This window comes from Halorubrum sp. GN12_10-3_MGM (genome assembly GCF_005435235.1).
GTDB classification, from domain to species: Archaea; Halobacteriota; Halobacteria; order Halobacteriales; family Haloferacaceae; genus Halorubrum; species Halorubrum ezzemoulense.
This window is the reverse complement of the sequence record NZ_SGUB01000007.1, coordinates 1-23958: the sequence shown is the minus strand read 5'-3', so window position 1 is coordinate 23958 and position 23958 is coordinate 1. Positions and strand designations below refer to the sequence as shown.

24 protein-coding genes are annotated in these 23958 nt (G+C 71.0%); 14 read left to right on the top strand and 10 right to left on the bottom strand.

The window, feature by feature from the left end:
* Positions 1 to 13: 13 nt before the first annotated feature.
* The 3 genes from EXE47_RS07070 to EXE47_RS07060 all read right to left on the bottom strand — a co-directional run bounded on the left by EXE47_RS07070 (position 14) and on the right by EXE47_RS07060 (position 2269).
* Positions 14 to 547, bottom strand: a complete 534-nt coding sequence (locus EXE47_RS07070; protein ID WP_089308134.1) for a dihydrofolate reductase — start codon at positions 545 to 547, stop codon at positions 14 to 16.
* Positions 547 to 1575 (bottom strand): thymidylate synthase, encoded by a 1029-nt coding sequence (gene thyA, locus EXE47_RS07065; RefSeq protein WP_049931586.1) that lies wholly within the window; start codon positions 1573 to 1575, stop codon positions 547 to 549. Before thyA ends, EXE47_RS07070 begins: the two co-directional genes overlap by 1 nt.
* A gap of 97 nt (positions 1576 to 1672) precedes the next feature.
* On the bottom strand, positions 1673 to 2269 hold the full coding sequence (locus EXE47_RS07060; protein ID WP_176450665.1) for a metal-dependent hydrolase: 597 nt from the start codon (positions 2267 to 2269) through the stop codon (positions 1673 to 1675).
* Between the two features lie 144 nt (positions 2270 to 2413).
* Between EXE47_RS07060 and EXE47_RS07055 the strand changes: the two genes are divergently transcribed.
* Together EXE47_RS07055 and EXE47_RS07050 are read left to right on the top strand one after the other, a co-directional pair.
* A complete protein-coding gene (locus EXE47_RS07055) occupies positions 2414 to 3496 on the top strand; it encodes an alanine--glyoxylate aminotransferase family protein (protein ID WP_086215408.1) in 1083 nt (360 codons plus the stop codon).
* Positions 3497 to 3561: 65 nt separating this feature from the next.
* The gene (locus tag EXE47_RS07050; RefSeq protein WP_089308133.1) at positions 3562 to 3984 is read left to right on the top strand and encodes a hypothetical protein; all 423 of its coding nucleotides are present in this window, start codon (positions 3562 to 3564) and stop codon (positions 3982 to 3984) included.
* Here EXE47_RS07050 and EXE47_RS07045 read toward each other — a convergent pair.
* Positions 3944 to 4171 carry a hypothetical protein gene (locus tag EXE47_RS07045; protein WP_233127177.1) on the bottom strand — a complete coding sequence of 76 codons (228 nt, stop codon included), beginning with the start codon at positions 4169 to 4171 and terminating at the stop codon, positions 3944 to 3946. The genes EXE47_RS07050 and EXE47_RS07045 overlap by 41 nt on opposite strands.
* A 91-nt stretch (positions 4172 to 4262) precedes the next feature.
* On the opposite strand from EXE47_RS07045, the gene EXE47_RS07040 reads away from it, so the two are divergent.
* The 3 genes from EXE47_RS07040 to EXE47_RS07030 all read left to right on the top strand — a co-directional run bounded on the left by EXE47_RS07040 (position 4263) and on the right by EXE47_RS07030 (position 7877).
* Positions 4263 to 5249 (top strand): aldo/keto reductase, encoded by a 987-nt coding sequence (locus EXE47_RS07040; RefSeq protein ID WP_089308132.1) that lies wholly within the window; start codon positions 4263 to 4265, stop codon positions 5247 to 5249.
* A gap of 91 nt (positions 5250 to 5340) precedes the next feature.
* Positions 5341 to 6912, top strand: coding sequence for a lipopolysaccharide biosynthesis protein (locus tag EXE47_RS07035; protein ID WP_137703724.1), 1572 nt, complete (start codon positions 5341 to 5343; stop codon positions 6910 to 6912).
* A gap of 56 nt (positions 6913 to 6968) precedes the next feature.
* Positions 6969 to 7877, top strand: coding sequence for a succinylglutamate desuccinylase/aspartoacylase family protein (locus EXE47_RS07030; RefSeq protein WP_049931580.1), 909 nt, complete (start codon positions 6969 to 6971; stop codon positions 7875 to 7877).
* 29 nt (positions 7878 to 7906) lie between these two features.
* Here EXE47_RS07030 and EXE47_RS07025 read toward each other — a convergent pair whose 3' ends face one another.
* The 3 genes from EXE47_RS07025 to EXE47_RS07015 form a co-directional block, all read right to left on the bottom strand.
* On the bottom strand, positions 7907 to 8284 hold the full coding sequence (locus EXE47_RS07025) for a DUF5811 family protein (protein WP_089308130.1): 378 nt from the start codon (positions 8282 to 8284) through the stop codon (positions 7907 to 7909).
* A 91-nt stretch (positions 8285 to 8375) separates the two neighbouring features.
* Positions 8376 to 8921 carry a pyruvoyl-dependent arginine decarboxylase gene (locus tag EXE47_RS07020; RefSeq protein WP_049931579.1) on the bottom strand — a complete coding sequence of 182 codons (546 nt, stop codon included), beginning with the start codon at positions 8919 to 8921 and terminating at the stop codon, positions 8376 to 8378.
* Positions 8922 to 9359: 438 nt separating this feature from the next.
* The gene (locus EXE47_RS07015) at positions 9360 to 10583 is read right to left on the bottom strand and encodes a proteasome-activating nucleotidase (protein ID WP_086216599.1); all 1224 of its coding nucleotides are present in this window, start codon (positions 10581 to 10583) and stop codon (positions 9360 to 9362) included.
* Positions 10584 to 10843: 260 nt separating this feature from the next.
* Here EXE47_RS07015 and EXE47_RS07010 point away from each other — a divergent pair, with 260 nt between their 5' ends.
* Entirely contained in the window at positions 10844 to 11401 is a 558-nt protein-coding gene (locus EXE47_RS07010) for a response regulator (protein WP_089308129.1), read from the top strand.
* Positions 11402 to 11515: 114 nt separating this feature from the next.
* On the opposite strand, the gene EXE47_RS07005 is transcribed toward EXE47_RS07010, so the two are convergent.
* Entirely contained in the window at positions 11516 to 11800 is a 285-nt protein-coding gene (locus tag EXE47_RS07005) for an amphi-Trp domain-containing protein (RefSeq protein WP_089308128.1), read from the bottom strand.
* 111 nt (positions 11801 to 11911) lie between these two features.
* Here EXE47_RS07005 and EXE47_RS07000 point away from each other — a divergent pair, with 111 nt between their 5' ends.
* The gene (locus EXE47_RS07000; RefSeq protein WP_089308127.1) at positions 11912 to 12304 is read left to right on the top strand and encodes a hypothetical protein; all 393 of its coding nucleotides are present in this window, start codon (positions 11912 to 11914) and stop codon (positions 12302 to 12304) included.
* Positions 12305 to 12341: 37 nt separating this feature from the next.
* On the opposite strand, the gene EXE47_RS06995 is transcribed toward EXE47_RS07000, so the two are convergent.
* Entirely contained in the window at positions 12342 to 13421 is a 1080-nt protein-coding gene (locus EXE47_RS06995; protein ID WP_089308126.1) for an aminopeptidase, read from the bottom strand.
* Between the two features lie 169 nt (positions 13422 to 13590).
* Between EXE47_RS06995 and EXE47_RS06990 the strand changes: the two genes are divergently transcribed.
* On the top strand, positions 13591 to 14577 hold the full coding sequence (locus tag EXE47_RS06990; RefSeq protein WP_089308125.1) for a M48 family metallopeptidase: 987 nt from the start codon (positions 13591 to 13593) through the stop codon (positions 14575 to 14577).
* Between the two features lie 155 nt (positions 14578 to 14732).
* Here the strand turns inward: EXE47_RS06990 and EXE47_RS06985 are convergent, their stop codons facing one another.
* On the bottom strand, positions 14733 to 16040 hold the full coding sequence (locus EXE47_RS06985; protein WP_089308124.1) for an acetamidase/formamidase family protein: 1308 nt from the start codon (positions 16038 to 16040) through the stop codon (positions 14733 to 14735).
* A 341-nt stretch (positions 16041 to 16381) separates the two neighbouring features.
* Here EXE47_RS06985 and nadA point away from each other — a divergent pair, with 341 nt between their 5' ends.
* The 6 genes from nadA to EXE47_RS06955 all read left to right on the top strand — a co-directional run bounded on the left by nadA (position 16382) and on the right by EXE47_RS06955 (position 23800).
* Positions 16382 to 17512 carry a quinolinate synthase NadA gene (gene nadA / locus EXE47_RS06980; RefSeq protein ID WP_049931571.1) on the top strand — a complete coding sequence of 377 codons (1131 nt, stop codon included), beginning with the start codon at positions 16382 to 16384 and terminating at the stop codon, positions 17510 to 17512.
* A 1-nt stretch (position 17513) separates the two neighbouring features.
* Positions 17514 to 19061, top strand: a complete 1548-nt coding sequence (locus tag EXE47_RS06975; protein ID WP_089308123.1) for an L-aspartate oxidase — start codon at positions 17514 to 17516, stop codon at positions 19059 to 19061.
* Complete coding sequence (gene nadC, locus EXE47_RS06970) at positions 19061 to 19885, top strand: carboxylating nicotinate-nucleotide diphosphorylase (RefSeq protein ID WP_049931569.1); 825 nt, start codon at positions 19061 to 19063, stop codon at positions 19883 to 19885. Before EXE47_RS06975 ends, nadC begins: the two co-directional genes overlap by 1 nt.
* A 109-nt stretch (positions 19886 to 19994) precedes the next feature.
* Entirely contained in the window at positions 19995 to 20948 is a 954-nt protein-coding gene (locus EXE47_RS06965) for a DUF6293 family protein (RefSeq protein ID WP_049931568.1), read from the top strand.
* Between the two features lie 122 nt (positions 20949 to 21070).
* Positions 21071 to 22594 carry a 2,3-bisphosphoglycerate-independent phosphoglycerate mutase gene (gene gpmI / locus EXE47_RS06960; protein WP_089308122.1) on the top strand — a complete coding sequence of 508 codons (1524 nt, stop codon included), beginning with the start codon at positions 21071 to 21073 and terminating at the stop codon, positions 22592 to 22594.
* A gap of 63 nt (positions 22595 to 22657) precedes the next feature.
* Entirely contained in the window at positions 22658 to 23800 is a 1143-nt protein-coding gene (locus tag EXE47_RS06955) for a thiolase family protein (RefSeq protein ID WP_089308121.1), read from the top strand.
* Positions 23801 to 23958 lie beyond the last annotated feature (158 nt).

Below are 23958 nucleotides of genomic sequence, written 5' to 3'. Positions count from 1 at the left end.
ACCCCCGGCTCGCTCACTTCGCGTCGCGCCGCTCGTAGGTGACGAACGCGAGGTCGTCGTCGGTCTCGCGGGCGCGCTCGACCCACGTCTCCCGGTCCCAGTCCGGAAACCGCGTGTCGCCGTCGGGGCGCTCGGGGATCTCGGTGATCTCCATCCGGTCGGCGCGGTCGAGGTACGCCTCGTACACCGTCGCGCCGCCGATGACGTACACGTCGTCGACGCCGCGGTCGGCGGCGTTCGCTCCCGCCCGCGCGAGCGCCGACTCGACGTCGTGCGCGACGACCGCGCCGTCGGGGAAGTCGCCGTCGTCGACGGGGCGGGTCGTCAACACGACGCTCGTCCGCTCGGGGAGCGGGCCGCCGACGCGCTCGGCGATGCGTTCGTACGTCTTCCGACCGACGATCACCGGGTGGCCGGTCGTGAGGCGCTTGAACCGTGCCAGGTCCGATGGGTAGTGCCACGGCATCGCGTCGCCGTCGCCGATCACGCGGTTCTCGGCGACGGCGGCGACGAGGACGAGGTCCGGGTTCGAATCCATGCCCGCCATCACTCCGCGACCGCGAACGAGATGCCGTCCGCGGAGTCGTAGTCGACGACCTCGACGTCCTCGTAGGTCAGCTCGTCCAGCGGCTTGTCCGCGATCTCGATCCGCGGGCGGTCGCGGGGCGTCCGCGACAGCTGTTCGAGCAGGCCGGGCACGTGGTCGTACCCCTCCTGCCCGTTCGGCTCGTCGGGGGCGGTGCGCTCGACCCAGCTTTTCACGTCGAGGTAGTCCTCCTTGCTCTCGACGTTCGCGAGCCGCTCTTGGACGTAGCGGAGATTGTTCGCGTACCACTTCCCGCGCTCGCCGCGGCCGCAGTAGACGTGCGCGTCGACGACCGTGTGGCCGAACTCCCCGACCTCGAAGCCGGTCCGCTGCGCGAGCGCGTTCGCAAGCAGCGCGTACGCCGCGATGTTGAACGGGACGCCGAGCGCGATGTCGCCCGACCGCTGCGTCAGGTGGAGGTTGAGCCGGCCGTCTTGGACGTTCACCACGAAGGTGTAGTGGCAGGGCGGTAGCGTCGAGACGGCGGCGTTCGCCGGGTGCCACGCGTTCACGACCATCCGGCGGGAGTGGGGGTTCTCTTCGAGCGTGTCGAGGACGTACTGAATCTGGTCGAACGTGCGCCGCCGCGTCCCGTCGTCGTCCTCCTCCACGGTGACCCAGCGGTCCGCGTCGTCGGGCCACGTCTCGCCGGGGAGTTCGGCCGCCGCCTCCGGGACGGGGTACCGCCGCCAGAACCGACCGTACGCGGTGTCGAGCTTCCCCTCCTCGTCGGCCCACGCGTCCCAGATCTTCGTCTCCTCGCGGAGGTTCCGGATGTGCTCCTCGCCGGAGAGGTACCACAGCACCTCGTGGATGAGCGAGTTCCACCGGTAGCCGTCCATCTTCTTCGTCGTCAGGAGGGGGAACCCCTCCGCGAGGTCGACGGTGTACTGCCCGCTGAACGTCGCGATGGTGTCGACGCCGGTCCGGTTCGGCTTGTACGTGCCCGTCGAGAGCGCGTCGTCGACGAGATCGAGGTACTGTTGCATGGTGGGGTGGACGCGCCGGGACGGCCGTCGCCGGCGCGGGCTGATATCGGATGAAACGGGGCGGGGAACCTAATAACGTTGATCGAACCCGCCGCAGTCACCGGTACCGCTCGGGGACGTACGGGTCCAACACCGCCGGCAGCAGCGGGAAGAACACTGCGGCGGCGTCCGCGAGACGCCGGCGAAGGACCGCGTACACGGCGGCGACGATCACCGTGGCGACGACGAGCCGTCGGAGCGGCCCGTCGAGCAGGAGGTACAGCGGCACCGACATCGCGACGGAGAGCGCGAGGTCCTCCACCGCGCCGTCGTAGCGGACGCCGCGGCGCGGCGGGATCCACCGATCCCGGTGGTGGTCGTACACCGCCTTGTCGGAGTTCCCCTCCCACGGGCGGAGCTCCAGCCCGCCGCCGTACATGTCGGTGACGCTGTGGAACGCCGCCCCGAGGAGGAAGAACGCGGCGCCGACGGTGACGGGTGACGGCGCCAGCGCCGCCGCGAGCAGCGCCGGCACCGCGATCACCGGGTAGTACACCGGGTAGTGGAGCGTCCGCCGGTGACCGACGTACATGTCCAGATCCGGCGTGAGGCCGCCGAGAAAGCCGGCGACGAACCCGATCGGCGCCAGCTCCGGCGCCACGAGCGCCAGCGGGGTCGCGAGCAGCATCCCCGCCAGCACGTGGGTCGGGAGCATCATTGTGATCGTACTCAGGCGACAGAAATATATGAGTATGTCGCCCGGCCGTTTCCGTCGCCGACCGTCTCGATCGCTCGACCGCGGCGCCGACGGTCGCGCTTCGCGCGGACGGTTTATATACGGGCGGTCAAACCGGGACGTATGCTCATGACGCCGGGGCCGACCGCGGTCCCAGAGCCCGTGCGCGACGCGATGTCCCGCGAGCTGATACACCCCGACGTAGACCCGCGGTTCCGGGAGATATACGACCGGCTCACCGACCGGCTCGCGAGGGTCTACGGCGTCGACACCGACGCACCCGGAGGGGACGCCCGCGATGTCGTCGCCCTCGGCGGCGAGGGGATCCTCGGGCTGGAGGCGGCGGTCGCGTCGCTCGTCGAGCCCGGCACAGAGGTGCTGTGTCTGTCGAACGGGCTCTACGGCGAGGGGTTCGCCGACTTCGTGGAGTCGTACGGGGGGACCCCGACCCTGGTCGCCGCCGACCACGACGAGCCGCTCCCGGTCGACGCGCTCGACGAGGCGCTGGCGGGGGACGAGGCCGACTTCGACATCGCGACGATGGTCCACTGCGAAACGCCGACCGGCGCGCTCAACGACGTTACGGCGGCGCTCGACCGGATCGAGGCCGCAGACGCGGAGGTCCTCACGGTCGTCGACGCCGTCTCGTCGCTCGGCGGCGTCTCGGTCCCGACAGACCGGATCGACGTGTGCCTCGGGGCCTCACAGAAGTGCTTCAGCGCGCCGCCCGGGCTCGCGACCGCCGCGGTGAGCGAGCGCGCGTGGGCCGCGATGGAGGAGCGGGACCCGCACTCGCTGTACGCGAACTTCCTCCCGTTCCGCGACGTGAGCGACGGGTTCCCGTACACGCACCTGACGACCGAGGTCGTCGCGCTCGACGCGGCGCTCGGGCTGCTGCTGGACGAGGGCCTCGACGCGGTCCGAGAGCGACACGAGGCGGCCGCGGCCCGGTGCCGCGAGCGCGGTGCGGAGCTGGGACTGGAGCCGGTTCCCGACCCGGAGCGCAGTTCGCCGACGGTGACCGCCTTCGAGGTCCCCGGTCGGGCCGAGGCGCTTCAGGAGCGGCTGCGCGAGGAGCACGACGTGATTCTCGCGACCGGACTGGGCGAAGACGCCGGAGACGTACTCCGCGTCGGCCACATGGGTCACAACGCGCGAGTCGAGCGCGTCGACGAGACGATGGACGCGCTGGCGGCGGTGTTATGAACGGGGGGTGAGACGGGCCCACAAACCGCCGATATCTTCATCTCAGACGCGGCGGGCATCCGGTTATGCCGTCGCCACGCGAGGCGATCCGGGAGCACGGCTGGACGGTCGAACACGTCCCCCACGAGAGGATCGCGAAGTACAACGCCTGTTACCGCGTCGAACTCGACGGGGAGCTGATCTACCCGCCAGCGGCCGACGACCTAGGCATCCCGAGGAACGAGGTCTGGATCTCCGAGAAGTGGTCGAGGTACGACCGGTTCATCCTGTATCATGAGCTCAGAGAGATCCTCTACCGGGCGAACGGCCACGACAAGTCCACGGCGCATCGGCTCGCCGAACGCGACGAACTGTCGCTGTGGCGGGACAACCCCCGCTGGCGGGTGATGAACGCCGAGTGGGACCAGGGACGGGCGCACCTCCCGTTCCCGCACGAGGGAGGCGGCCTCAGTCGGCGGACCGCCGCAGCAACAGCGCGATCCCGGTGAGCGACACCGACATCCCGAACAGGATCACGCCGAGGTAGCCGACCGCGATCGACCCGATGTCCTGAATGTGCGAGTGGTACTCGTCGGTCACGTGCGCGTACAGCAGGAGGGTGCCGACCGCGCTGAGCAGGAGACCGACCGCGTTCACTACCAGCCCGAGCTTCGCCATGTCTCTCGTGTCGTCCACACTCCAGGTAAAAGTGAGCGGTGGAATGGAACGTCGCGGCCTCGCCGCCTCCGGAACGCCCTTGCCCCCGCCGCGATCAGTAGCGGACAGTATGAACCACCGCGAACTCGGCGATGTCGGCGAGGTCAGCGAGGTCGGCTACGGCGCGTGGGAGATCGGGAGCGACTGGGGCGAGGTCACGGAGGACGAGGCGGTCGCGGCGGTCGAGACTGCGCGCGACGCCGGGATCGACTTCTTCGACACCGCCGACGTGTACGGCGACGGTCGCTCTGAGCGGATCCTCGGCGAGACGCTCGCCGACGAGATCGCGGCCGGCGACGTGACCGTCGCGACCAAGGCCGGTCGCCGACTCGACCCCCACGAGCCCGACGGGTACACGGAGGCGAACCTCCGCCGATTCGTCGACCGCTCGCGGGAGAACCTTGGCGTCGAGACGCTTGACTTGGTCCAACTCCACTGCCCGCCGACGGACGTGTACTACCGGCCGGAGACGTTCGACGCGCTCGCGACGCTCGAATCCGAAGGTCGGATCGACGCCTACGGCGTCAGCGTCGAGCGCGTCGAGGAGGGGCTGAAGGCGATCGAGTATCCCGGCGTCGAGAGCGTCCAGATCGTCTTCAACCCGTTCCGGCAGCGGCCCGCGGAGCTGTTCCTCGACGAGGCCGCCGCGCGCGACGTGGGCGTGATCTGCCGGGTGCCCTTCGCCTCGGGGCTGCTGACGGGCACGCTCTCCCGCGACGACGAGTTCCCCGAGGACGACCACCGGAACTACAACCGCGACGGCGACGCCTTCGACGTGGGCGAGACGTTCGCCGGCGTCCCCTTCGAGGCGGGCCTCGACGCGGCCGACGCGCTCGACGAGCGCCTGCCGGACGACCGGCCGCTCTCGGAGTTCGCGCTGCGCTGGATCCTCGACCACGACGCCGTCTCGACCGCGATCCCGGGCTCGACGACCCCAGACCACATCCGGGCGAACGCGGCCGCGAGCGTGGCCGCCGCGCTCTCCGACGCCGAGCGCGAGGCCGCGGCGGCGGTGTACGACGAACACGTGCGCGAACACGTCCACCAGCGCTGGTAGGTCGCGGCCGCGGGACCGCGAGTCCGGTCGGGCCGGCTGCGAAACGCGTTCCTTTTTTTGCGCGACCGCGACCGGATCGGCAGAGACGACCGTGGAGAGCGAACGCGAGGCGGCGGCGACCGAGCCCGACGACGAGCGCGAGCGCGGCGAGATCCCCGACGACGAGCGCGAGGCGTTAGAGACGATCGCGCACGGCGCCGTGCTCACCTCCGGCGGGGTCGCCGGCCAGCGCGCGCTGATCGCGGCGGCCGAGTTCGCGCTGACCCGCGGGCTCGGCCCGACCGCCTACGGCGTGTACGCGCTGGCGTGGCGGATCGCTCAGCTCTGCTCCCGGCTCGTGACGTTCGGCAGCGTCCCCGCGATCCAGCGGTACCTCCCGGAGTACGCGGACGACGCGGGCCGGCAGGGCGCCGTCGCCGGTCTCGCGTACGGGACGACGATCGGGTTCGGGGTCGCGATCGCGGTCGGCGTCTGGCTCGCGGCGCCGGAGATAAACGCCGGCACCGTCACCGAGCCGGCGTTCACGGGAACGATGCGCGCGTTCGGCGGCCTCGTCGGGCTGCTCGGGGTCGTGATGGTCGCGTCCGCGCTCTTCCGCGCGGTGGGGTCCGCCCGCGGCGAGGTCCTGTTCAACAAGCTGTTGCGCCCGGGCGTCCGGCTGGTCGGCGCCGTCGGCGCGCTCGCGCTCGGCTACTCGGTCGTCGGCGTCGCCGGCGCCATCGTCGCCGCGACGGGACTGCTCGCCGCGGCCGCCGTCCCCCTCTCGGCGTCCGTCACCGGTGTTCGCCCGACGCTCCGCGGTGCTCGCGCGGAGGCGCGCCGCTTCTACGACCACGCCGCGCCCGTCGCGATGAGCAGCCTCGGGAAGGTGTTCCAGAACCGCGTCGACGTGCTGCTCGTCGGCGCGCTGCTGACGGCGACCGCGGCGGGCGTGTACAACGTCGTCCTCGTGGTGATCGCGGTCGCGTGGATCCCGCTCTTATCTTTCAACCAACTGCTCCCGCCGGTCGCCTCGGAGCTGTACGCGGACGACCGGACGGCGACGCTCAACGAGGTGTACGGCTCCGTCACGCGGCAGATCGTCACGGCCGTCGTCCCGATACTCGCCGCGCTCGTGGTGTACGGCCGGGAGATACTCGGCCTGTTCGGCGAGGCGTACGTCGCCGGGTACCTCCCGCTCGTCGTCTACCTCGGCGGCGTCTTCGTCGGGAGCGCGGTCGGCGCGACCGGTTGGCTGCTGATGATGACGGACCACCAGTACGCGCGGATGGCGCTCGACTGGCTGCTCGCGGTCCTCAACGTCGGCCTGACGTACGCGTTCGTCGTCCGCTACGGGCTCGTCGGCGCCGCGCTCGGCACGTCGCTCGCCATCGCGGTCCAGAACGGGATCCAGGTCGTCCTCCTCCGCCGCTTCGAGGGGCTGTGGCCGTTCGACCGGACGTTCCTCACCCCGCTCGCGGCCGGCGGCGTCGCGGCCGCCGCGATGTTCGCGGTCCGGGCGCTGCTGACCGGTCTCCCGGTGGTCCTCGGGGGGAGCGTGATCGGGCTCGCGGCGTACGCGGCCGCGCTCCGACTCCTCGGCGTGGACCCACGCGACCGGTTCGTCGCGCGGCGGCTGGCGCGCCGGTACCGCGCCGCGATCGCGGAGCGGTTCGACCGCTGAGGATCCCCGCGCGCGGATCGCGACGATTTATTGGCCGACCGCGTCGTACCCACGGTATGCAAACGATCGACCGCGGGTCGGCGGGGTCGGCCCGCGTCGCGATCGTCGGCGGGATCCACGGCGACGAGCCCGCCGGCGTCCGGATAGTGGAGCGGCTCGCCGAGGAACTCCCACCCCTCGACCCGAACGACGACCGCGTGGAGTCCGACGGACTCGTCCGGCTGATACTCGCCAACGAACCGGCGATCGCGGCCGAGACGCGCTACACGGACGCGGACCTGAACCGGGCCTTCCCGGGCGACGCCGACAGCGACGAGTACGAGCGGGCGCTGGCGCCGCGGCTCGCCGCCGAGTTGGAGGAGTTCGACGCCGTGCTCGCGCTCCACACCTCCCACAGCGCCCCGCCGCCGTTCGCCATCTTCAGCGACCTCACGGAGTCCGTCCGCCGCACCGTCACCGGGCTCCCGGTCGACCACGTCGTCGACGCGAGCGGCCTGCGGTCGACGACGCTCGACTCCACGATCCCGCACACCGTCTCGATCGAGGTGGGCCGACAGGGGAGCGAGGCGGCCGTCGAGTTCGGCCACGAGGCGTGTCGAGCGTTCCTCCGCGTTCACGGCGCGATCGCGGACGAGCCGCCGACGTTCTCGGAGACGGTCGTGGTGAAAGGCGACGAGGAGGTGCCGAAGGGCGGCGGCGAGCCGCGCGTCCACTTCGCGAACTTCGAGGCGATCCCGGAGGGCGCCGTGTTCGCGGAGGACGACGTGTACACCCACCGCGTCGAGGAGCCGGGGCTGGTCCCGATCCTCGCGAGCGAGGAGGGATACGACGACATCTTCGGCATGTACGGCCGCGTCACGGGCGCGTTGAGGCCGCCGGGCGAGGGCGACCTGCGGGTGTACCCGCGCGACGACTCGGAGGGCACGGGAGAAAGCGACGGAGCGCGGAACGGCGCGGACCGGTAAGAACGGTCGGACTGCGTGTTAGCCGGAGCTCACTTCGCGGTCGGCGTGATGTCGCCGACCGCGTCCATCACCTGAACCGCCGCGCTGGCGGCGAGGCCGCGGGCGACCTCGTCGGTGTCGGACTCGGCGATGCCGGCGTCCAAGTCCTCCGGGTCGGGGGTGAAGCCGGCCGAGACGGGGTGGCCGGCCGGGGGGTTGACGGCGACCGTCGCCTGCGGACCGTTCGCGCCGACGGACAGCTCGGAGCCGACGGCGTAGCTGTCGGGCAGATACGATTCCGTGCGCGATACGATTCCGGCGACCGCGCGCCGGAGCTGCCGTTCCTGGTCCGGAGAGAGGTCGACGGCCGCGGGCGGGCCCGCGTCCGTCACACCCGGTGCCCCGGCGTACGGGTTGTTGCCGTTCATTCGAAGACACGACAAGTACGCGGAGCCGAGTCAAAAAGGCGTCGGCGGCGGCGACCGCGGTTTCGACCCGACGCCGGACCGCTCGTGCCGGCTACAGGATGGGCTCGGACTCGCCGTACGCCGCGACCACGACCGCGGTCGCGTACCGGTCCGGCTCGGCGGCGACCGTCTCGACGCGCGTCTCGCGGTCCGGGAGGTCCCAGTCGCGGAGGTCGCCCCCGGCGTCGAGCCCCGCGTGGATCCGGTCGCGGACGCCCTCGGGATCTTCCCCCGTCACCTCGTAGAAGAGTCCCGGTCCCGGGCCGGTCGCCCAGCCCAGCCCCGCGACCGCGTCGGGATGTCGGCGGGGCGCGCGCTTCGACTCGGCGCCCTCGGCGCCCGCGCGACCGCCCTCGCGGAAGTCGACCTCGTCCCCGGGACCGATCGTCCGGCGCGCCTCGACGACCGTGAGCCGGTTTCCAGCGGGACCCAGATCCGGCGCCTCCGACACCGCTTCGACGGTCGCCTCGGCGGGGACGACCGAGGAGACCGCCACGAGGTTGTAGTTGTGGAGGTTCGCGTCCGCGAGCGCGGCGTCGTAGGAGGCCATCGCCGTGTCGGCGACGCCGACGCCGCCGGCGACGTGGATGGTGTTCATTACCGGCGAATCGGCGGCGAGCGCGGTAAGGGGTTACGAACCCGCCCGCCGGCGCGGAGAGTATCACACTCATAAAAAGGCGGTGGCGCGTGCCTGCGAGCGGCCGGTAGGCCGCGAGCAGCACGCGCGAGGGAGTCGCGAGCGCAGCGAGCGACGAGGTTGGGGAGGCGTGAGGTGCGGTGCTGCGCGGTGCGGGCGGGACTCAAAGGGGCAGCCGTGAGGCGGGCGCACGCTCGTTGCGCCCCTCGCTCGTTGCGCTCCGCTCACTCGCTGCGGTGCTTACATCGCCTGCGCCCGCCTCACGGCTGGGGCTTTGGCGGTGGTCGCCGCCGATCCACAGTCAACTATTTATAAACGAACCGCTGGAATTTCAGCCGAAGAAACGGGCGCAACAGCACCTCGCAAAAACCGAACTTCAATCACGTAGTCGCAGTCGCCTCAGTACTGGTAGTTGATGACCTGCTCGTCCTCTGTATCCGCGTCCTGAAGCTTATCGCGGGCCTGCTCGAAGTCCGCCTGCGTCACCTCGGTGCGGCCGTCGCGAATGGCAAACATCCCGGCCTCGGTCGCCAGCGAGGCGATGTCCGCGCCGCTGTACCCGTCGAGGTCGCGGGCGACGACGCCGAGATCGACGCCGTCGGCGACGTTCATGTCCGCGGTGTGGATTTCGAGGATGCGCTCGCGGCCCTCCGGACCGGGCTCGGGCACCTCGATGAGGCGGTCGAAACGGCCGGGACGCAGGATCGCCTCGTCGAGCATGTCGAAGCGGTTGGTCGCGGCCATGATCCGGACCTCGCCGCGGTCGTCGAAGCCGTCCATCTCGGAGAGCAGCTGCATCATCGTGCGCTGGACCTCGGCGTCGCCCGAGGTCTTCGAGTCCGTCCGCTTGGCGGCGACCGCGTCGATCTCGTCGATGAAGATGACGGCGGGCTCGCGCTCGGCGGCGAGCTCGAAGAGGTCGCGGACGAGCCGCGCGCCCTCGCCGATGAACTTCCGGACGAGCTCGGAGCCGGCCATCTTGATGAACGTCGCGTCGGACTCGTTGGCGACCGCCTTCGCGAGCATCGTCTTCCCGGTGCCCGGCGGGCCGTGGAGCAGGACGCCGCTCGGGGGTTCGACGCCCACCGTCTCGAACTGCTCGGGGTTCTCGAGGGGGTCCTCGACGGCCTCGCGAACCTCCCGAATCTGGTCGTCGATGCCGCCGATGTCGGCGTACTCGACCTCCGGGGACTCGGTGACCTCCATCGCCTGCGCCCGGGAGTCGGTCTCGTCGTCGAGCACCTGCTGGACCGCGAACGAGTCGTTGATCGCGACGCGGTCGCCGGGACGGAGGTTCTCGTCGAGCCGCGTCGCGGCCTGCGTGAGGACCTCCTGGTTGTTGCCGTGCTGTTTGATCACGACGCCGTCGTCGGTGATCTCTTCGACGGAGGCGATGTACAGCGAGGAGGTCTTCAGGACCTCGTTCTCGCGTTTCAGCTGCTCGACGTCGTCCTTCAGCTCGCCGCGGCGCCCTTCTGCGTCGGCGAGCCGATCTTCCAGTTCATCGTTCACCTGAACGATCCGCCGGTAGTGCTGGCGGATCGCCTCCAGCCGCTCCGCGTCGCTCATCTCGGGGTCGAGCTCCAACCGCGGGCGGTCGGGGAGTGACGGGCTGTGAGACATTCGTTATCCGGAATAGGATGCGGGCGTAAATGTGCCTTTGGGTCACGGAGAGACCGTTGGATCGGCGAGACGAGCGCGACCGCCGGGCCCCCGGAGCGGGGGTGAACGCCGTCAGCCTCCTGCGGTATCAAATACGATAATTAGGAGTCAACGTTTTAGACGGAGGTGAGCTAACACCCGCGTATGGACGCACGAACGGCGGGCAGACGCGCCGGTCCGGCGCTCGCGAACCGCGAGGGACGGACCGGGAGGTCCCGCCAATGACGGGCGATCCGGACGCGACCGTCCTCGCGGTCGACGACGAGCCGGACCTCGCGGAACTGTATCGGGTGTACCTCGACCCGTCCTACGACGTCCGGATCGCGACCGGCGGCGAGGAGGCGCTCGACGTGATGGACGACGCGGTCGACGTGGTCCTCCTGGACCGACGGATGCCCGACATGTCGGGCCATGAGGTGTTAGACGCGATCCGCGACGAGGGGTACGACGCCCGCGTGGCGATGCTGACCGCCGTCGAGCCGGACGTCGACATCGTCGAGATGCCGTTCGACGACTACAAGACGAAGCCGGTGACCAAGGAGGACTTGGTCACGCTCGTCGAGGTGCTGCTCCACCGCGCCGCGTTCGACGAGCGCAGCCAGGAGTTCTTCGCGCTCGCCTCCAAGAAGGCGGCGCTGGAGGCCGCGGGCACGACGAACTCCGACGAGTACGAGGAGCTCCTCGACCGGATGGAGTCGGTCCGCGTCGAGGTCGACGACACGCTCGATCACCTCTCCGCACGCGACGCGTTCGTCGAGGTCCCCGGCGAAGTCCCGTAGCGCGACACGCGCGACGCGGTCGATATACGAACGGCGGGCGGTCGACGGCGAACGGGGGACTGTCGGCGGCGAACGAGACGCACCCTTCTCGTCGCCGACCCCGGAACAGTCCGACTACTCGATCTCTAGCTCACCGTCCGCGCTCTCCTCGCCGCCGTTCTCGTCCCACTCTAGCTCGAATTCGACGCTCAGCTCGCCCGGCCCTTCCGCGGGCCCCTCGCGCTCCGCCTTCACCTCGAAGGTCGGTCTCGCGGGGGGGTCCAGCGTCGTCGACTCCTCGCCGCGTCTGAGCGTGATCGCGCTCCCGTCGTCGAGCGAGTCCGCGACCGTCCGCAGGTACGCGGCAATCTCCTCGCGGCTCCGCCGGCTCTCGGACTCGAAGATGACTTCCTCGGGCATACCGGTCCGTACGCGTCCTCGCGATATAAATGTCGCCGCGGTGTCCGCGGGAACGCGCGGGCGGCGGGACGCCCCGGACCGTTTTGTGCCACCCGCCCGAACGCTCACGCCATGTCCGTCCCCGACCCGCTCCGCAGGGCCGTCGCCGTCGTCGTCTACTGGACGGCGATCGCGCTCGGCGGGAGCGTTCTTCTCCCCGACCCGACCGGCCCGCTCGTCGCGCTCCCGGTCCTCGGCGGCGGCGCGGTCGTCGCGCACGCGGCACGCACGGACCGACTGGTCCCGCTCGGGTACGCCGTCGGAACGATGTGGCTCGCCGTGCTCGCGCTGTCGGTTGGCACCGGCGTCGTCGACGTGTTCGGGACGCCTGAGGGGGAGATCGCGCCGCTCGCCGACTACCCGGTCCCCGCCGCGCTCGGCACCGTCGGGCTGTTCGGCGTCCTCCTCGTCGCGTACGCGGCGTTCGGTCGCCGGAGGGCGGAGCGAGCCGCCGAGTCGGCGTGAGCGGCGCGCGGCGACGGCGCTCGATACGCCGGCCGCCTCAGAACCCGTCCTCGAAGACGAACGTTCCGTTCCGCTGGACGACCTCGCCGTCGACCTCGATAACCGAGTCCTCGCTCATGTCGACGATCATGTCGACGTGTTCGGCGGACTCGTTGACCGCGTTCTCCTCGCCGACCGTCTCCGGGTAAGCCGACCCGACCGCCATGTGGACCGTGTCGCCCATCTTCTCGTCGAACAGCATGTTGTAGGTGAACCGGTCGATCTGGCGGTTCATCCCGATGCCGAGCTCGCCGAGGCGACGCGAGCCCTCGTCGGTGTCGAGGATGCCGGAGAGGAGATCCTCGTTGCGCTCGGCGGAGTGGGAGACGACCTCGCCGTCCTCGAACCGGAGCCGGACCCCGTCGATCTCGCGGCCGTAGCGGTAGAGGGGCAGGTCGAAGTGGACCTCGCCGTCGACGCCGTCGCGCGTCGGCGCGGTGAACACCTCGCCGCCGGGGAGGTTCGCCTCGCCGTAGTCGTTGAGCGTGGAGTTCCCCGACACGTCGAGCGTGAGGTCGGTCTCCTCGCCGGACACGATCCGAACCTCGTCCGCCTCGTCCAGGATATCGACCATGTTCGACTGGAACTCGCGCTGTTCGTCCCAGTCGAGCGAGACGGCGTCCCACACGAAGTTCTCGTACGCCTCGGTGCTCATCCCGGCGAGCTGGGCGTGGCTCGCGGTCGGGTACTGCGTGAGACACCACGTCTTCGAGAGGCGGGTCCGCTTGACGTCCTCCATCGCGCGGTTGTACGCGGCGTTGGTCTCGGGGTCGATGTCGGCGTCCTCGGTGGCGTTCGCGCCGCCGCGCGCGATGACGAACACGTCGGCCTCCTCGTAGAGCGCCCGGCGGTGACTCGGCTCGGTGAACTCCTCCGAGGAGCGCTTGAAGGCGCGCTGGGCGCGCTTCGAGTAGTTGAGGTAGATCGGGTTCGCCCCGCGGTCGCCGCAGACCTCGTGGAGCGCGACGGCGAGGTCCTCGGCCTCCTTGGGCATCTGGATGACCACGTCGTCGCCCGACTCGATGCCGGTGGCGTGGTCGGCGATTATCTCGGCGTGCTCGCGGACGCGTGCGTCCATGACAGCCGGTTTCGCCGCCGGGGAATTACCGCTTTTCCTTCCGGCGTGGCGGGTGGGTGAGGTCGGGACGCCGAGAGCCCGGGCGGCGAGCCGTCGCGACGCGGCGACGGCGACCGCCGCGACCGCCCCGGCCGCAACGCGTTTGCCCCGCCGTCGCGTAGCTCCGGCCATGTCTCGGCTCGCGTTTCGCGCGGCCGCGGCGGTCGTCGGTGTCGCCCTGCTCGCCGTCTACCTGACCGCGGCGCTGTTCGTCGCCGACCTGCTGCGCGCGGTCTGGGCCGCCCGCCCTGAGCTCCTGGTCCTCCTCGCGCTGCTGGCGGCCGCCGCGCTCGGGTCGGCGTACCTCAGCTACCGGCTCGGTACCGCGCAGATCCTCGCGAACCTGGAGGGGGACCGCGTCCCCCGGGAGCGGGCGCCGGACCTCCACCGCCGGGTCGACTCGCTCGCGGCGCGGATGGACGTCGCGCGCCCAAAGCTGTACGTCACCGACGCCCGCGCGCCGAACGCGTTCGCGGTCGGGGGCGGGGCGGACGGCGGCGCGCTGGTGATCGACCGGTCGCTGTTCCGGCTGCTCGCCCCCCGCGAGATCGAGGCAATCTTCGCGCACGAGCTGGCGCACTTGGAGGGGAACGACGGCTTCGCGATCGCGATGGCCGACGGGATCGGGCGCTCGCTGGTCGGGATCGCCACCGTGGTGGCCCTCCCGGCGCTGCTCGCGCTGTCGGGGCTCGCCGCCGCGTCGGCGTGGATCCGCGGGCGACCGGGCGACCGGTCCGGCTCCTTCGCGCGGCTCCACCGGGCGCTCGCAGGCGCGCTGTTCGCCGGATTCGTCCTCGCGACGCTCGTCGCTCGCTCGCGGTCGCGCAAGCGGGAGTTCGCGGCCGACGACCGCGCGGCCGAGGTGACCGGCGACCCGGTGGCGCTCGCGCGGGCGCTCCGCCGGATCGAGCGCGCGACCGATCCGACGTGGTCGTTCGCCCCGTTCTCGACGCACAAGCGGACCGACGGGGCGGCCGAGCGCTGGCTATCGACGCACCCGTCGACCGACGAGCGCGTCGAGCGCCTGCGAGAGAGGGCGGAGGCACAGGGGCCGACGCGCCGGATCCCGGCGGGGCCGTCGCGGACGACCGCCGGGCGCGGGCGGGCGCGGCGGTGAGAGGCGTGGGACACGAGGCCGGAGGATATTGCGGTGGTCGTCACCGCTCGGCCAGCAGTCACCTATCGGCGAGCGACCGGGGCTCTGCCGGTGCGTGCCGTCGGTCCGCCGGCAGCAATAGCGAGGCGATCGACCGCGGCGACGGACGCTCCGACTTACAGCCCGTACTGTTCGCGCGTCACGTCGCCGAGGCCGGACTCCTCCAGCACGTCCGCGGGCACGAGCATGTCGAGCTGGACGACGCCCGGCAGCCGGCCGATCTGGACGCCCCCAGTGAACGTACATCGGGCGCGGACCTCGCCCTCGCTCATGCCGAGCAGCGTCCCGGCGCGGTCGAAGGCGTTCTGCGTGGCGTCGTTGGCGGTCGCGCCCGAGCCGATCACCTGTATCGGGGCGGCGTCGGTGTCGATGTCGACGCCGTGTTCGTCTCCGAGGTCGTCGCCCGCCTCGATCTCCTCGTCGCTGTAGGGCGCGCTGATGAAGGGGAGGTCCTCCTCGTTCGGCAGGAGGACGGGGCCGTCGAGGTCGGCGTCCTCGATCACCTCCACGTCCATCGTGACGGTCCCGCTCACGTCGGTGGTATGGAGGGAGAGCTCGCCGTCACCTTGGTTCGCGTGGAGGTCGCCGACGTAGACCCCGCCGCCGTCGACGACGACGGGGCAGATCAGCGTGGCGCCCGCGCGGACCTCGGGCACGTCCATGTGGCCGTCGGTGCGCAGGTCGAGGTCGTCCTCTGTCTCGACGCCGTAGTCGTGGTCGGCGCCGATCAGGTTCTGCCCGAAGTCGCCGGCGTTGTGCGAGTCGGGCATGGTGACCGGCGGCGTGGTGCCGATGTTCCCGATGAACGGGCGGAGGCGACCCAGCGTTCCGGGCATCCCGTCCGGCTCGTACAGCAGGATCGGGTGTTGGCGGGCGTTCTCGGGAATGTCCATCACGCGCTCCGCGTCGGTCGCGAGCTCGTGGGCCCCGTCCTTGTCGAGGGTGATCCCGACCGCGTTCTCGTGGTCGAACGCGACGGTGTACCCGTACTCGAAGCCGAACGAGGAGGCGTTGGCGCCGCACTCCGCGCAGCGGATCGCGTCCTCGCCGGTGCCCTCGACGACGGAGTCGGGCCACGTCGTCCCGCACTCGGGACAGCGGTGGTCAACGAAGGGGTCGTCGCCGAACGCCTCGTCCCGCTCCGCCATCGAGCCCGTGCTGGTCGCCATGCTCGTCACCTCCACGTCGCGGATGTGGATCGCGACCGCGTCGCCGACCTCGGCGCCCTCGACGCGGATCGGGCGCGTCACCTCGTGGCCGCCGCGGAACGACGGCGTCACCATCGGCCCCCAACAGCCCGGCGGCGTGTACGTCGTCACCCGGCCGCCGTCGGCGACCGTCCCGGCCCACTCCTGGTCGGGCCCGACGAGGCCGAGCGTGTACTGGTCGACGTACAGTTCCTCTTTGACCTCTGTTTGCGCCATACCGTATAGTGGTACGGTATGACACGTCATAACCGTAAGGGAGGCGGCACTCGCGCGGCGAATCCCGAGGGCCGCGAATCCCGGGAATCACGAGGCGCGCTCGCTCGGCGGATCGCCCGCGGCGGGGAGCTCCTACCGCACTCGGGGTCTGTCGGGCTCGCGGCCCCCGGGGAGTGGTCACCGGCCCGCGCTCCCGAGATCGCTGGCGAGACCGCCCGAGCTGTTTGAAAATAGCGCACCTGAACGAACTCAAAGAGCTTGTAATCAGTCGAACAAGGTTATTGAAGACAAAATCTTTTCACTATACGAGTCTGTGAGAAAGCACGCGACGAAAATACACTATGACAGCAATGGAAACCGCTGAGTTCGATACCGAACTCAGTCTCTTCAAGTACGATAATCTCGAACAGCTTCCGCCTGAATACCGCGACTTCGACGAGGCCGAGCGAACGCGACGGATCGAGGGGGCGCTGGACGCGCTCGGCGACGACGTGGTAATCCTCGGCCACAACTACCAGCGACGCGAGATCGTCGAGCACGCGGACTTCGTCGGCGACTCCTACCAGCTGAGCAAGGAGGCCGCCGCGGCCGACGCGGAGTACGTCGTCTTCGGCGGGGTCACGTTCATGGCCGAGTCCGCCGACATCATCACCGACGACGACCAGACGGTCGTCCTCCCGAGCATGGAGGCGTCGTGCCCGATGGCGGGGATGGCCGAGGCGCTCCAGGTCGACGCGGCCTGGGCGGAGCTGACGGCCGCGACCGACGCGGACGTCGTACCGGTCACCTACATGAACAGCTACGCCGACCTCAAGGCGTTCTGCGCCGAGCACGGCGGCTTGGTGTGTACCTCCTCGAACGCCCACCGCGCCTTCGAGTACGCCCTCGACGAGGGCGACAAAGTGCTGTTCCTCCCCGACAAGCACCTGGGGGAGAACACCGCCCACCGGCTCGGGCTCGAAGAGGAGATCGCCGAGTGGGACCCGTGGGACGCCGCCTCCGCCGACGCGGCGGCGGTCGTCGACAACGACGTGATCCTCTGGGACGGCTACTGTCAGGTTCACGAACGGTTCAGCCCGTCGCACGTCGAGCAGGTCCGGGCGGACCACGAGGACGCGCGAGTCGTCGTCCACCCCGAGTGCCGCCGGGAGGTCGTCGAGGCGGCGGACGTGGTCGGCTCCACCGCGACGATCCGCGAGACCGTCGCCGAGGCCGACCCCGGCGAGACGTGGGCGATCGGCACCGAGGTCCACCTGACCCGCCACCTCCAGCGGTGGCACCCGGAGGTGAACGTCGTCCCGCTGTGCGGCGAGGCGTGTATGGACTGTAACGCGATGCGCCAGATCGACCCGAACTACCTCGCGTGGGTGCTCGAAGAGCTGGCCGCCGGACGCGAGCGCAACGTCGTCGAGGTCGCGCCCGAGGAGAAGGAGCTCGCGCGCGTCGCGCTCGACCGCATGCTGGAGGTGTGAGATGACGGGCCACGAGACCGCAGACGTGCTGGTCGTCGGCTCGGGGATCGCCGGCCTGACGGCCGCGCTCGCCGCAGCGCGCGAGGGACGCGAAGTGACGGTGGCGACGAAGGCCACGCGCCCCGCGGACGCCGCGTCGTGGTGGGCGCAGGGCGGGATCGCCGTCGCCCGCGACCGACCGGAGCGGTTCAAGCGCGACGTGCTGGCGGCCTCGGACGGGACGGCCGACCCGGACGCGGTCGACGTGCTCGTCGAGAACGCCGACGGCGCCGTCCGGGACGTGCTCGTCGACACGCTCGGCGTCGAGTTCGACCGCGAGGCGGGCGCCGACGCGTTCGACTACGGCCGCGAGGCCGCCCACAGCGAGGACCGGATCCTCCACGTGGGCGCGGCGACGGGCGAGCACGTCCACGTCCCGCTGTTGAACCACCTCGACGGACGCGACGGCGTCGAGGTCGTCGGCGACGCGGCCGCGCTGGAGTTGATCACGCGCGAGGGGCGGGTCCACGGGGCCGTCGTGGCGTCGGACGACGGTCGCGTCCCGATGTACGCGAACGCGACCGTGCTCGCGACCGGCGGAGTCGGCGACCTGTTCCCGCGCTCGACGAACCCGCGCGGCGCCACCGGCGACGGGGTCGCGATGGCCGCGCTCGCGGGCGCCGACGTGACCGACATGGAGTTCGTCCAGTTCCACCCGACGGCGTACGACGCGGGCTCGAACGAGGAGGGGTTCCTGGTCAGCGAGGCGGTCCGCGGTGAGGGCGCGCTACTGCGCAACGGCGACGGCGAGCGGTTCATGCCGGGGTACCACGACGACGCCGAACTCGCGCCGCGCGACGTGGTCTCGCGGGCCGTGGCCGCCGAGCGCGACGCCACGGGCGAGGTTCGCCTCGACGTGGGAGCGCTCGACTTCGCGGGCGCGTTCCCCGGGCTCGCCGAGAAGTGCGCCGACCGCGGCGTCGATCCCGACGAGGGGATCCCCGTCGCGCCCGCCGAACACTTCCTCTGCGGCGGCGTCGCCGTCGACGACCGCGGGCGGACGACCCTCGACCGACTCTACGCGGTCGGCGAGTGCGCGCGGACCGGCGTCCACGGCGCGAACCGCCTCGCCTCCACGAGCCTCCTCGAAGGGCTCGTCTGGGGGCTCCGGGCGGGCGCCGACGCGGCCGAGGCGGCAGGTTCCGACGGGGCGCCGGCGGACCCAGAGCGGGTCGCGCCCCCGGACCTACTGGACCGCGACCCCGACCTCCCGTCAGCGTTCGCCCGCGAGAAGTCCCGCCGACTCCGCCGAGTGATGGGAGAGCACGTCGGGATCGAGCGCGACCCCGCTGACCTCCGACGGGCGCTCGACGTCCTGCGGCGGCTCAAGGGCGAGGTCGACGCCTACGTCCGGACGCGGACCTCGCGCTCGCTGTACGAGCTCCGCAACGCGACCGTGACGGCGCTGTTGGTGACGCGACAGGCGCTGGCGAACGACGAGAGCGTCGGGACGCACTACGTCGCGGACGACGCCGAGCCCGCCGAACCCGGGCCGGCGGCCGACGACTGATGCTCACCGACGCCGACGTGGAGCGCTGGCTCCGCGAGGACGTGGGGCACCACGACGTGACGAACGACGTGCCGGGCGAGACGAGCGGCCGGCTCGTCGCGAAAGAGTCCGGCGTCGCGGCCGGCGTCGACGCCGCGAGCGCCGTGTTCGACTACCTCGACGCGACCGTGACCGAGCGCGTCGCGGACGGGACCGCGGTCGAGCCCGGCGACGCGCTGCTGCGGGTCGCGGGACCGGCACAGGCGGTCCTCCGCGGCGAGCGCGTCGCCGTGAACGTCGCGGCACACGCCTCGGGAGTGGCGACGCGGACCGACGCCGCGGTCGCGGCCGCCCGCGAGGTCGACGACGACGTTCGGGTCGCGGCGACCCGCAAGACAACGCCCGGGCTCCGCGGCGTCGAGAAGCGCGCCGTCGCGGCCGCCGGCGGCGACACCCACCGCCTTGACCTCTCGCACATGGTCATGGTCAAGGACAACCACGTCGCGGAGCTGGGGCTGACGGAGGCGATCGAGCGCTTCCGCGAGCGCGCCTCCTTCGCGACGGGCGTCGAGGTCGAGGTCGAGGGCCCGGACGCCGCCGCGCGCGCCGCCGCGGCCGGCGCCGACGTCGTCCTACTCGACAACATGGCGCCCCCGGAGACGACGGCGGCGGCTGAGCGCGTGGCCGCCGCGGACGGAGACGCGCTGACCGAAGCGTCGGGCGGGATCACGGTCGAGACCGTCCCGGACTACGCCGCGACCGGGGTGGACGTGATCTCGATGGGCGGGCTCACCCACTCCGCGCCGGCGCTCGACCTGTCGTTCCGGACGGGAAGCGACGGGTAGCTCGCCGGCGGCGAGACGGGCGCCGGCGGCGAGGTCGGCTCCGTTCGCGACCGCTCGCGTCGCGGAGTGATCTGGTGGTTTTTATGAATCCCACACCCACGGTCAGGGTATGCAGACCCACGTCGTGCCCGTCGGGTTCGACTACGACCGGATGATCGCCCCCCTCATCCGGGACCAGTTCGACGTCGACCGGGTGATCCTCTTGGAGGGGACGGTCGGCAGCGAGGCCAACGTCGAGTACTCGCGCAACATCGCGCGCAAACTGGAACAGGACTTCCAGAACCTGCTCGGCGCGGAGACGGTCCGCGAGCAGTTGGACGACGTGTACGACTACGACGCCGCCTTCGAGCGCGCCTTCGACCTGATCAACGCTGAACTCGATCGCGAGGAGGGAGTCGACGAGTCCGACGAGCGCGAGGTGTGGGTGAACCTCTGTTCGATGCCCCGGCCCGTCTCCTTCGCGTTCGCGACCGCGGCCCACTCGATAATGGTCGAGCGGCAGGCGGACCGCGACCGCATCCACACCTACTACACCGCCCCCGAGAAGTACCTCGAAACCGAGTTGGCGGAGGAACTCCGCGCGACTCGCGACCTCCTGCGCGACCTCGACCAGGGGAGCGACGCCGACGCGCTCGCGGACGCGGGCGTCGATCCCGACCGCGTCGCCGATCGGCTCGCGAGCACCACGGACCTCCTCGCGGAGTTCGACGAGCGCGGCACCACCATCGGCGCGAAGCGGATCGGCGACCGCCACGTGATCGAGCTGCCGGTCGCCTCTTTCCAGAACGTCAAGCCGTTCGAGGAGCTGGTGCTGTTCACGCTCGGCGAGCACGGCGAGTTTGAGTCCGTCTCCGAGCTGGCGGAGACGCTCGCGGCCGAGCTCAACGAGGAGTACACGGACTCGTTCCGCTCGAAGGTGATCTACAACGTCGACCGGCTCGGTCCCGGCGGGAAGGGGTACATCGAACGCGAGGAGCACGGGAAGTCCTACCGGACGAGCCTCTCGCGGATCGGGGAGCTGTGGGTCCGCTCGCACGCCGACGAGGATCGGGACGTGGCGTGAACAGCTGGGACGTGAGGTAAACCCTCGGGACGCGGAGCGAACGACCGGGACGTGACGCGAGCGGCGGCGAGCGAGATGCCGCCCATCGAAGGGTAGTTAGCCTCCGGGCGGCACGCTGCGGTATGGAGACGGCACTCGTCATCCTCGACGGCTGGGGGCTCGGCGACCACGACCGCCGCGACGCCGTGAAGGCGGCCGACACGCCGACGTTCGACGCGGCGACGGAGCGCGGGGCCGACGGCCGCCTCGTGGTTCACGGGCGGCGCGTTGGGCTCCCGGAGGGACAGATGGGCAACTCCGAGGTCGGCCACCTCAACATCGGCGCGGGGCGGGTGGTCAAGCAGGCGTACACCCGGATCACGGACGCGCTGGGGGAGGGGTCGCTCTCGGACAACGACGCGGTCGCGGCCGCGCTCGACCACGCGGACTCGACCGGCGGCCGCGTCCACTTCATGGGGCTCGTCTCCGACGGCGGCGTCCACTCGGACGTGGAACACCTGCTCGCGCTGATCGACGCCGCGGCCGACGCGGGCGTGCCCGCCACGAGCCACGCGTTCACCGACGGCCGCGACACGGCCCCGGAGATCGCCGACGAGTTCCTCGCCGACGTGACCGCGAAGGCCGACGAGCGCGGCACCGGTCACGTCGCGACCGTGACGGGGCGCTACCACGCGATGGACCGCGACGAGAACTGGGGGCGGACGAAGAAGGCGTACGACGCCATCGTCGGTCGCGAGGCCCCGAACGAGGCCGAGAGCGCGGTTGCGGCCGCCCGCGAGGCACACGCCCGTGGGGAGACGGACGAGTTTGTCGAGCCGACGCTCGTCGCCGACGAGCCCGCCCTCGCCGACGGCGACGCGGTGATATTCTTCAACTTCCGCGCCGACCGCGCCCGACAGCTGGTCCGGATGCTGACCGACACGCGGCCCGAGTGGGAGTTCGACCTCGGCCAGCCCGAGGTCCGCATGACGACGATGACCGAGTACGACGAGACGTTTGAGTTCCCGGTTGCGTTCCCGCCGGAGATCCCCGCGAACACGATCGGCGAGGTCGTCGCGGACGCCGGCGGCACGCAGCTCCGGATCGCGGAGTCGGAGAAGTACCCTCACGTCACCTACTTCCTCAACGGCGGCCGAGAGGTGGAGTTCCCGGGCGAGATCCGGACGATCGTCGAGAGCCCGGACGTGCCGACGTACGATCAGCAACCGGAGATGTCCGCGCCCGAGGTGACCGACGAGGCCGTCGAGACCATCGCGTCGGACGACCCCGACCTGCTCGTGTTGAACTACGCGAACCCCGACATGGTTGGCCACACCGGCGACTTCGAGGCGGCCGTCGAGGCGGTCGAGGCCGTCGACGCCCAGCTCGACCGCCTGCTCTCCGCGATCGCCGACGCCGGCGCGCACGCGGTCGTCACCGCGGACCACGGCAACGCCGACGACATGGGTACCGCGGACGACCCCCACACCGCCCACACGTACAACCCGGTCCCGTTCGTCTACCTGACGCCCGACGGCGACGACGGCGCGAAGCGGGTCCGCGAGGCCGGGTCGCTGTGCGACATCGCCCCGACGCTGCTCGACCTGATGGAGCGCGACCGCCCCGATGAGATGACCGGCGAGAGCCTGCTAGAGCGTAAACGATAAACTTCGGATCGATTCTCGCTCGTTCCACGGCGTTTTAATACGTCGTCGGGCTTGTGATCGTTCATGACAGACGAGACCACGCCCGTGATCGCGGCCGCCTACCGAACACCGCAGGGGAAAGACGGCGGCGTCTACGAGGACGTCCGCAGCGAGGACCTCTCGACGACGCTCATCGACCATGCGCTCGACGAGACGGGGCTGACGAGCGACCACGTCGACGACCTGATGTGGGGGGTCGCACAGCAGCGCACCGAGCAGGACAACAACGTCGCGCGCGTCATCGCCCTCCTCTCGGAGCTGGGTGAGTCGGTGCCCGCCACCTCGATCAACCGCTGGTGCGCCTCCTCGATGCAGGCGATCATCTCGGCGTCGGACGCCATCGCCGCCGGGAACCGCGAGTGTATCATCGCGGGCGGGGTCGAGAACATGAGCCGCGTCCCGATGGACGGCGACTCCTACGAACACCTCCACCCGGAGCTGTCTGAACAGTACAACATCTTCCAGCTCCAGATGGGGATGACCGCAGAGAAGGTCGCCGAGGAGTACGAGGTGAGCCGCGAGGCCCAAGACGAGTACGCCGCCCGTAGCCACCAGCGCGCCGCCGAGGCGACCGAGTCGGGCCGCTTCGACGACGAGATCGTCCCCGTCGAGACGGACGACGGGCTCGTCGAGGCGGACGAGGGGATCCGCCCGGACACGACCGCCGAGAAGCTCGCCGACCTGCCGCCCGCCTTCACCGGCGACGGCAGCGTCACCGCGGGGAACTCCTCGCAGATCTCCGACGGCGCGTCGCTGACCGTCGTCACGAGCAAGGCGTTCGCGGAGGAGCACGGGCTCGACGTGCTCGCCGAGGTCGGCACGAACGCGGTCGCCGGCGTCGACCCCACCGTGATGGGGATCGGCCCGGTGCCCGCCACCCGGAGCCTGCTCGACCGCGCGGGCACGGACATCGACGACTACGACCTCGTCGAACTCAACGAGGCGTTCGCCTCCCAGTGCGAGTACTCGCGGCGCGAGCTCGGCATCGATGAGGACCAGTACAACGTCAACGGCGGGGCCATCGCCCTCGGCCACCCGCTCGGCGCCTCGGGCGCGCGCCTCCCCGTGACGCTGCTCCACGAGATGCAAAAACAGGACGCCGACCGCGGGCTCGCGACGCTCTGCGTCGGCTTCGGGCAGGGCGCCGCGATCGAGTTCCTGCGATAGGCGACGCAGACCTCGAAAATCTTCTGCGGTGGCGCGTGCCGACGAGCGGCCGTCATCGGCGGCCGCGAGACAGCACCGCGCGAGGGAGTCAGTCGCCGGAGCGAAGCGGAGGCGACTGACGAGGCTGGGGAGGCGCGAGGTGCGGGGCTGTGCGGGGC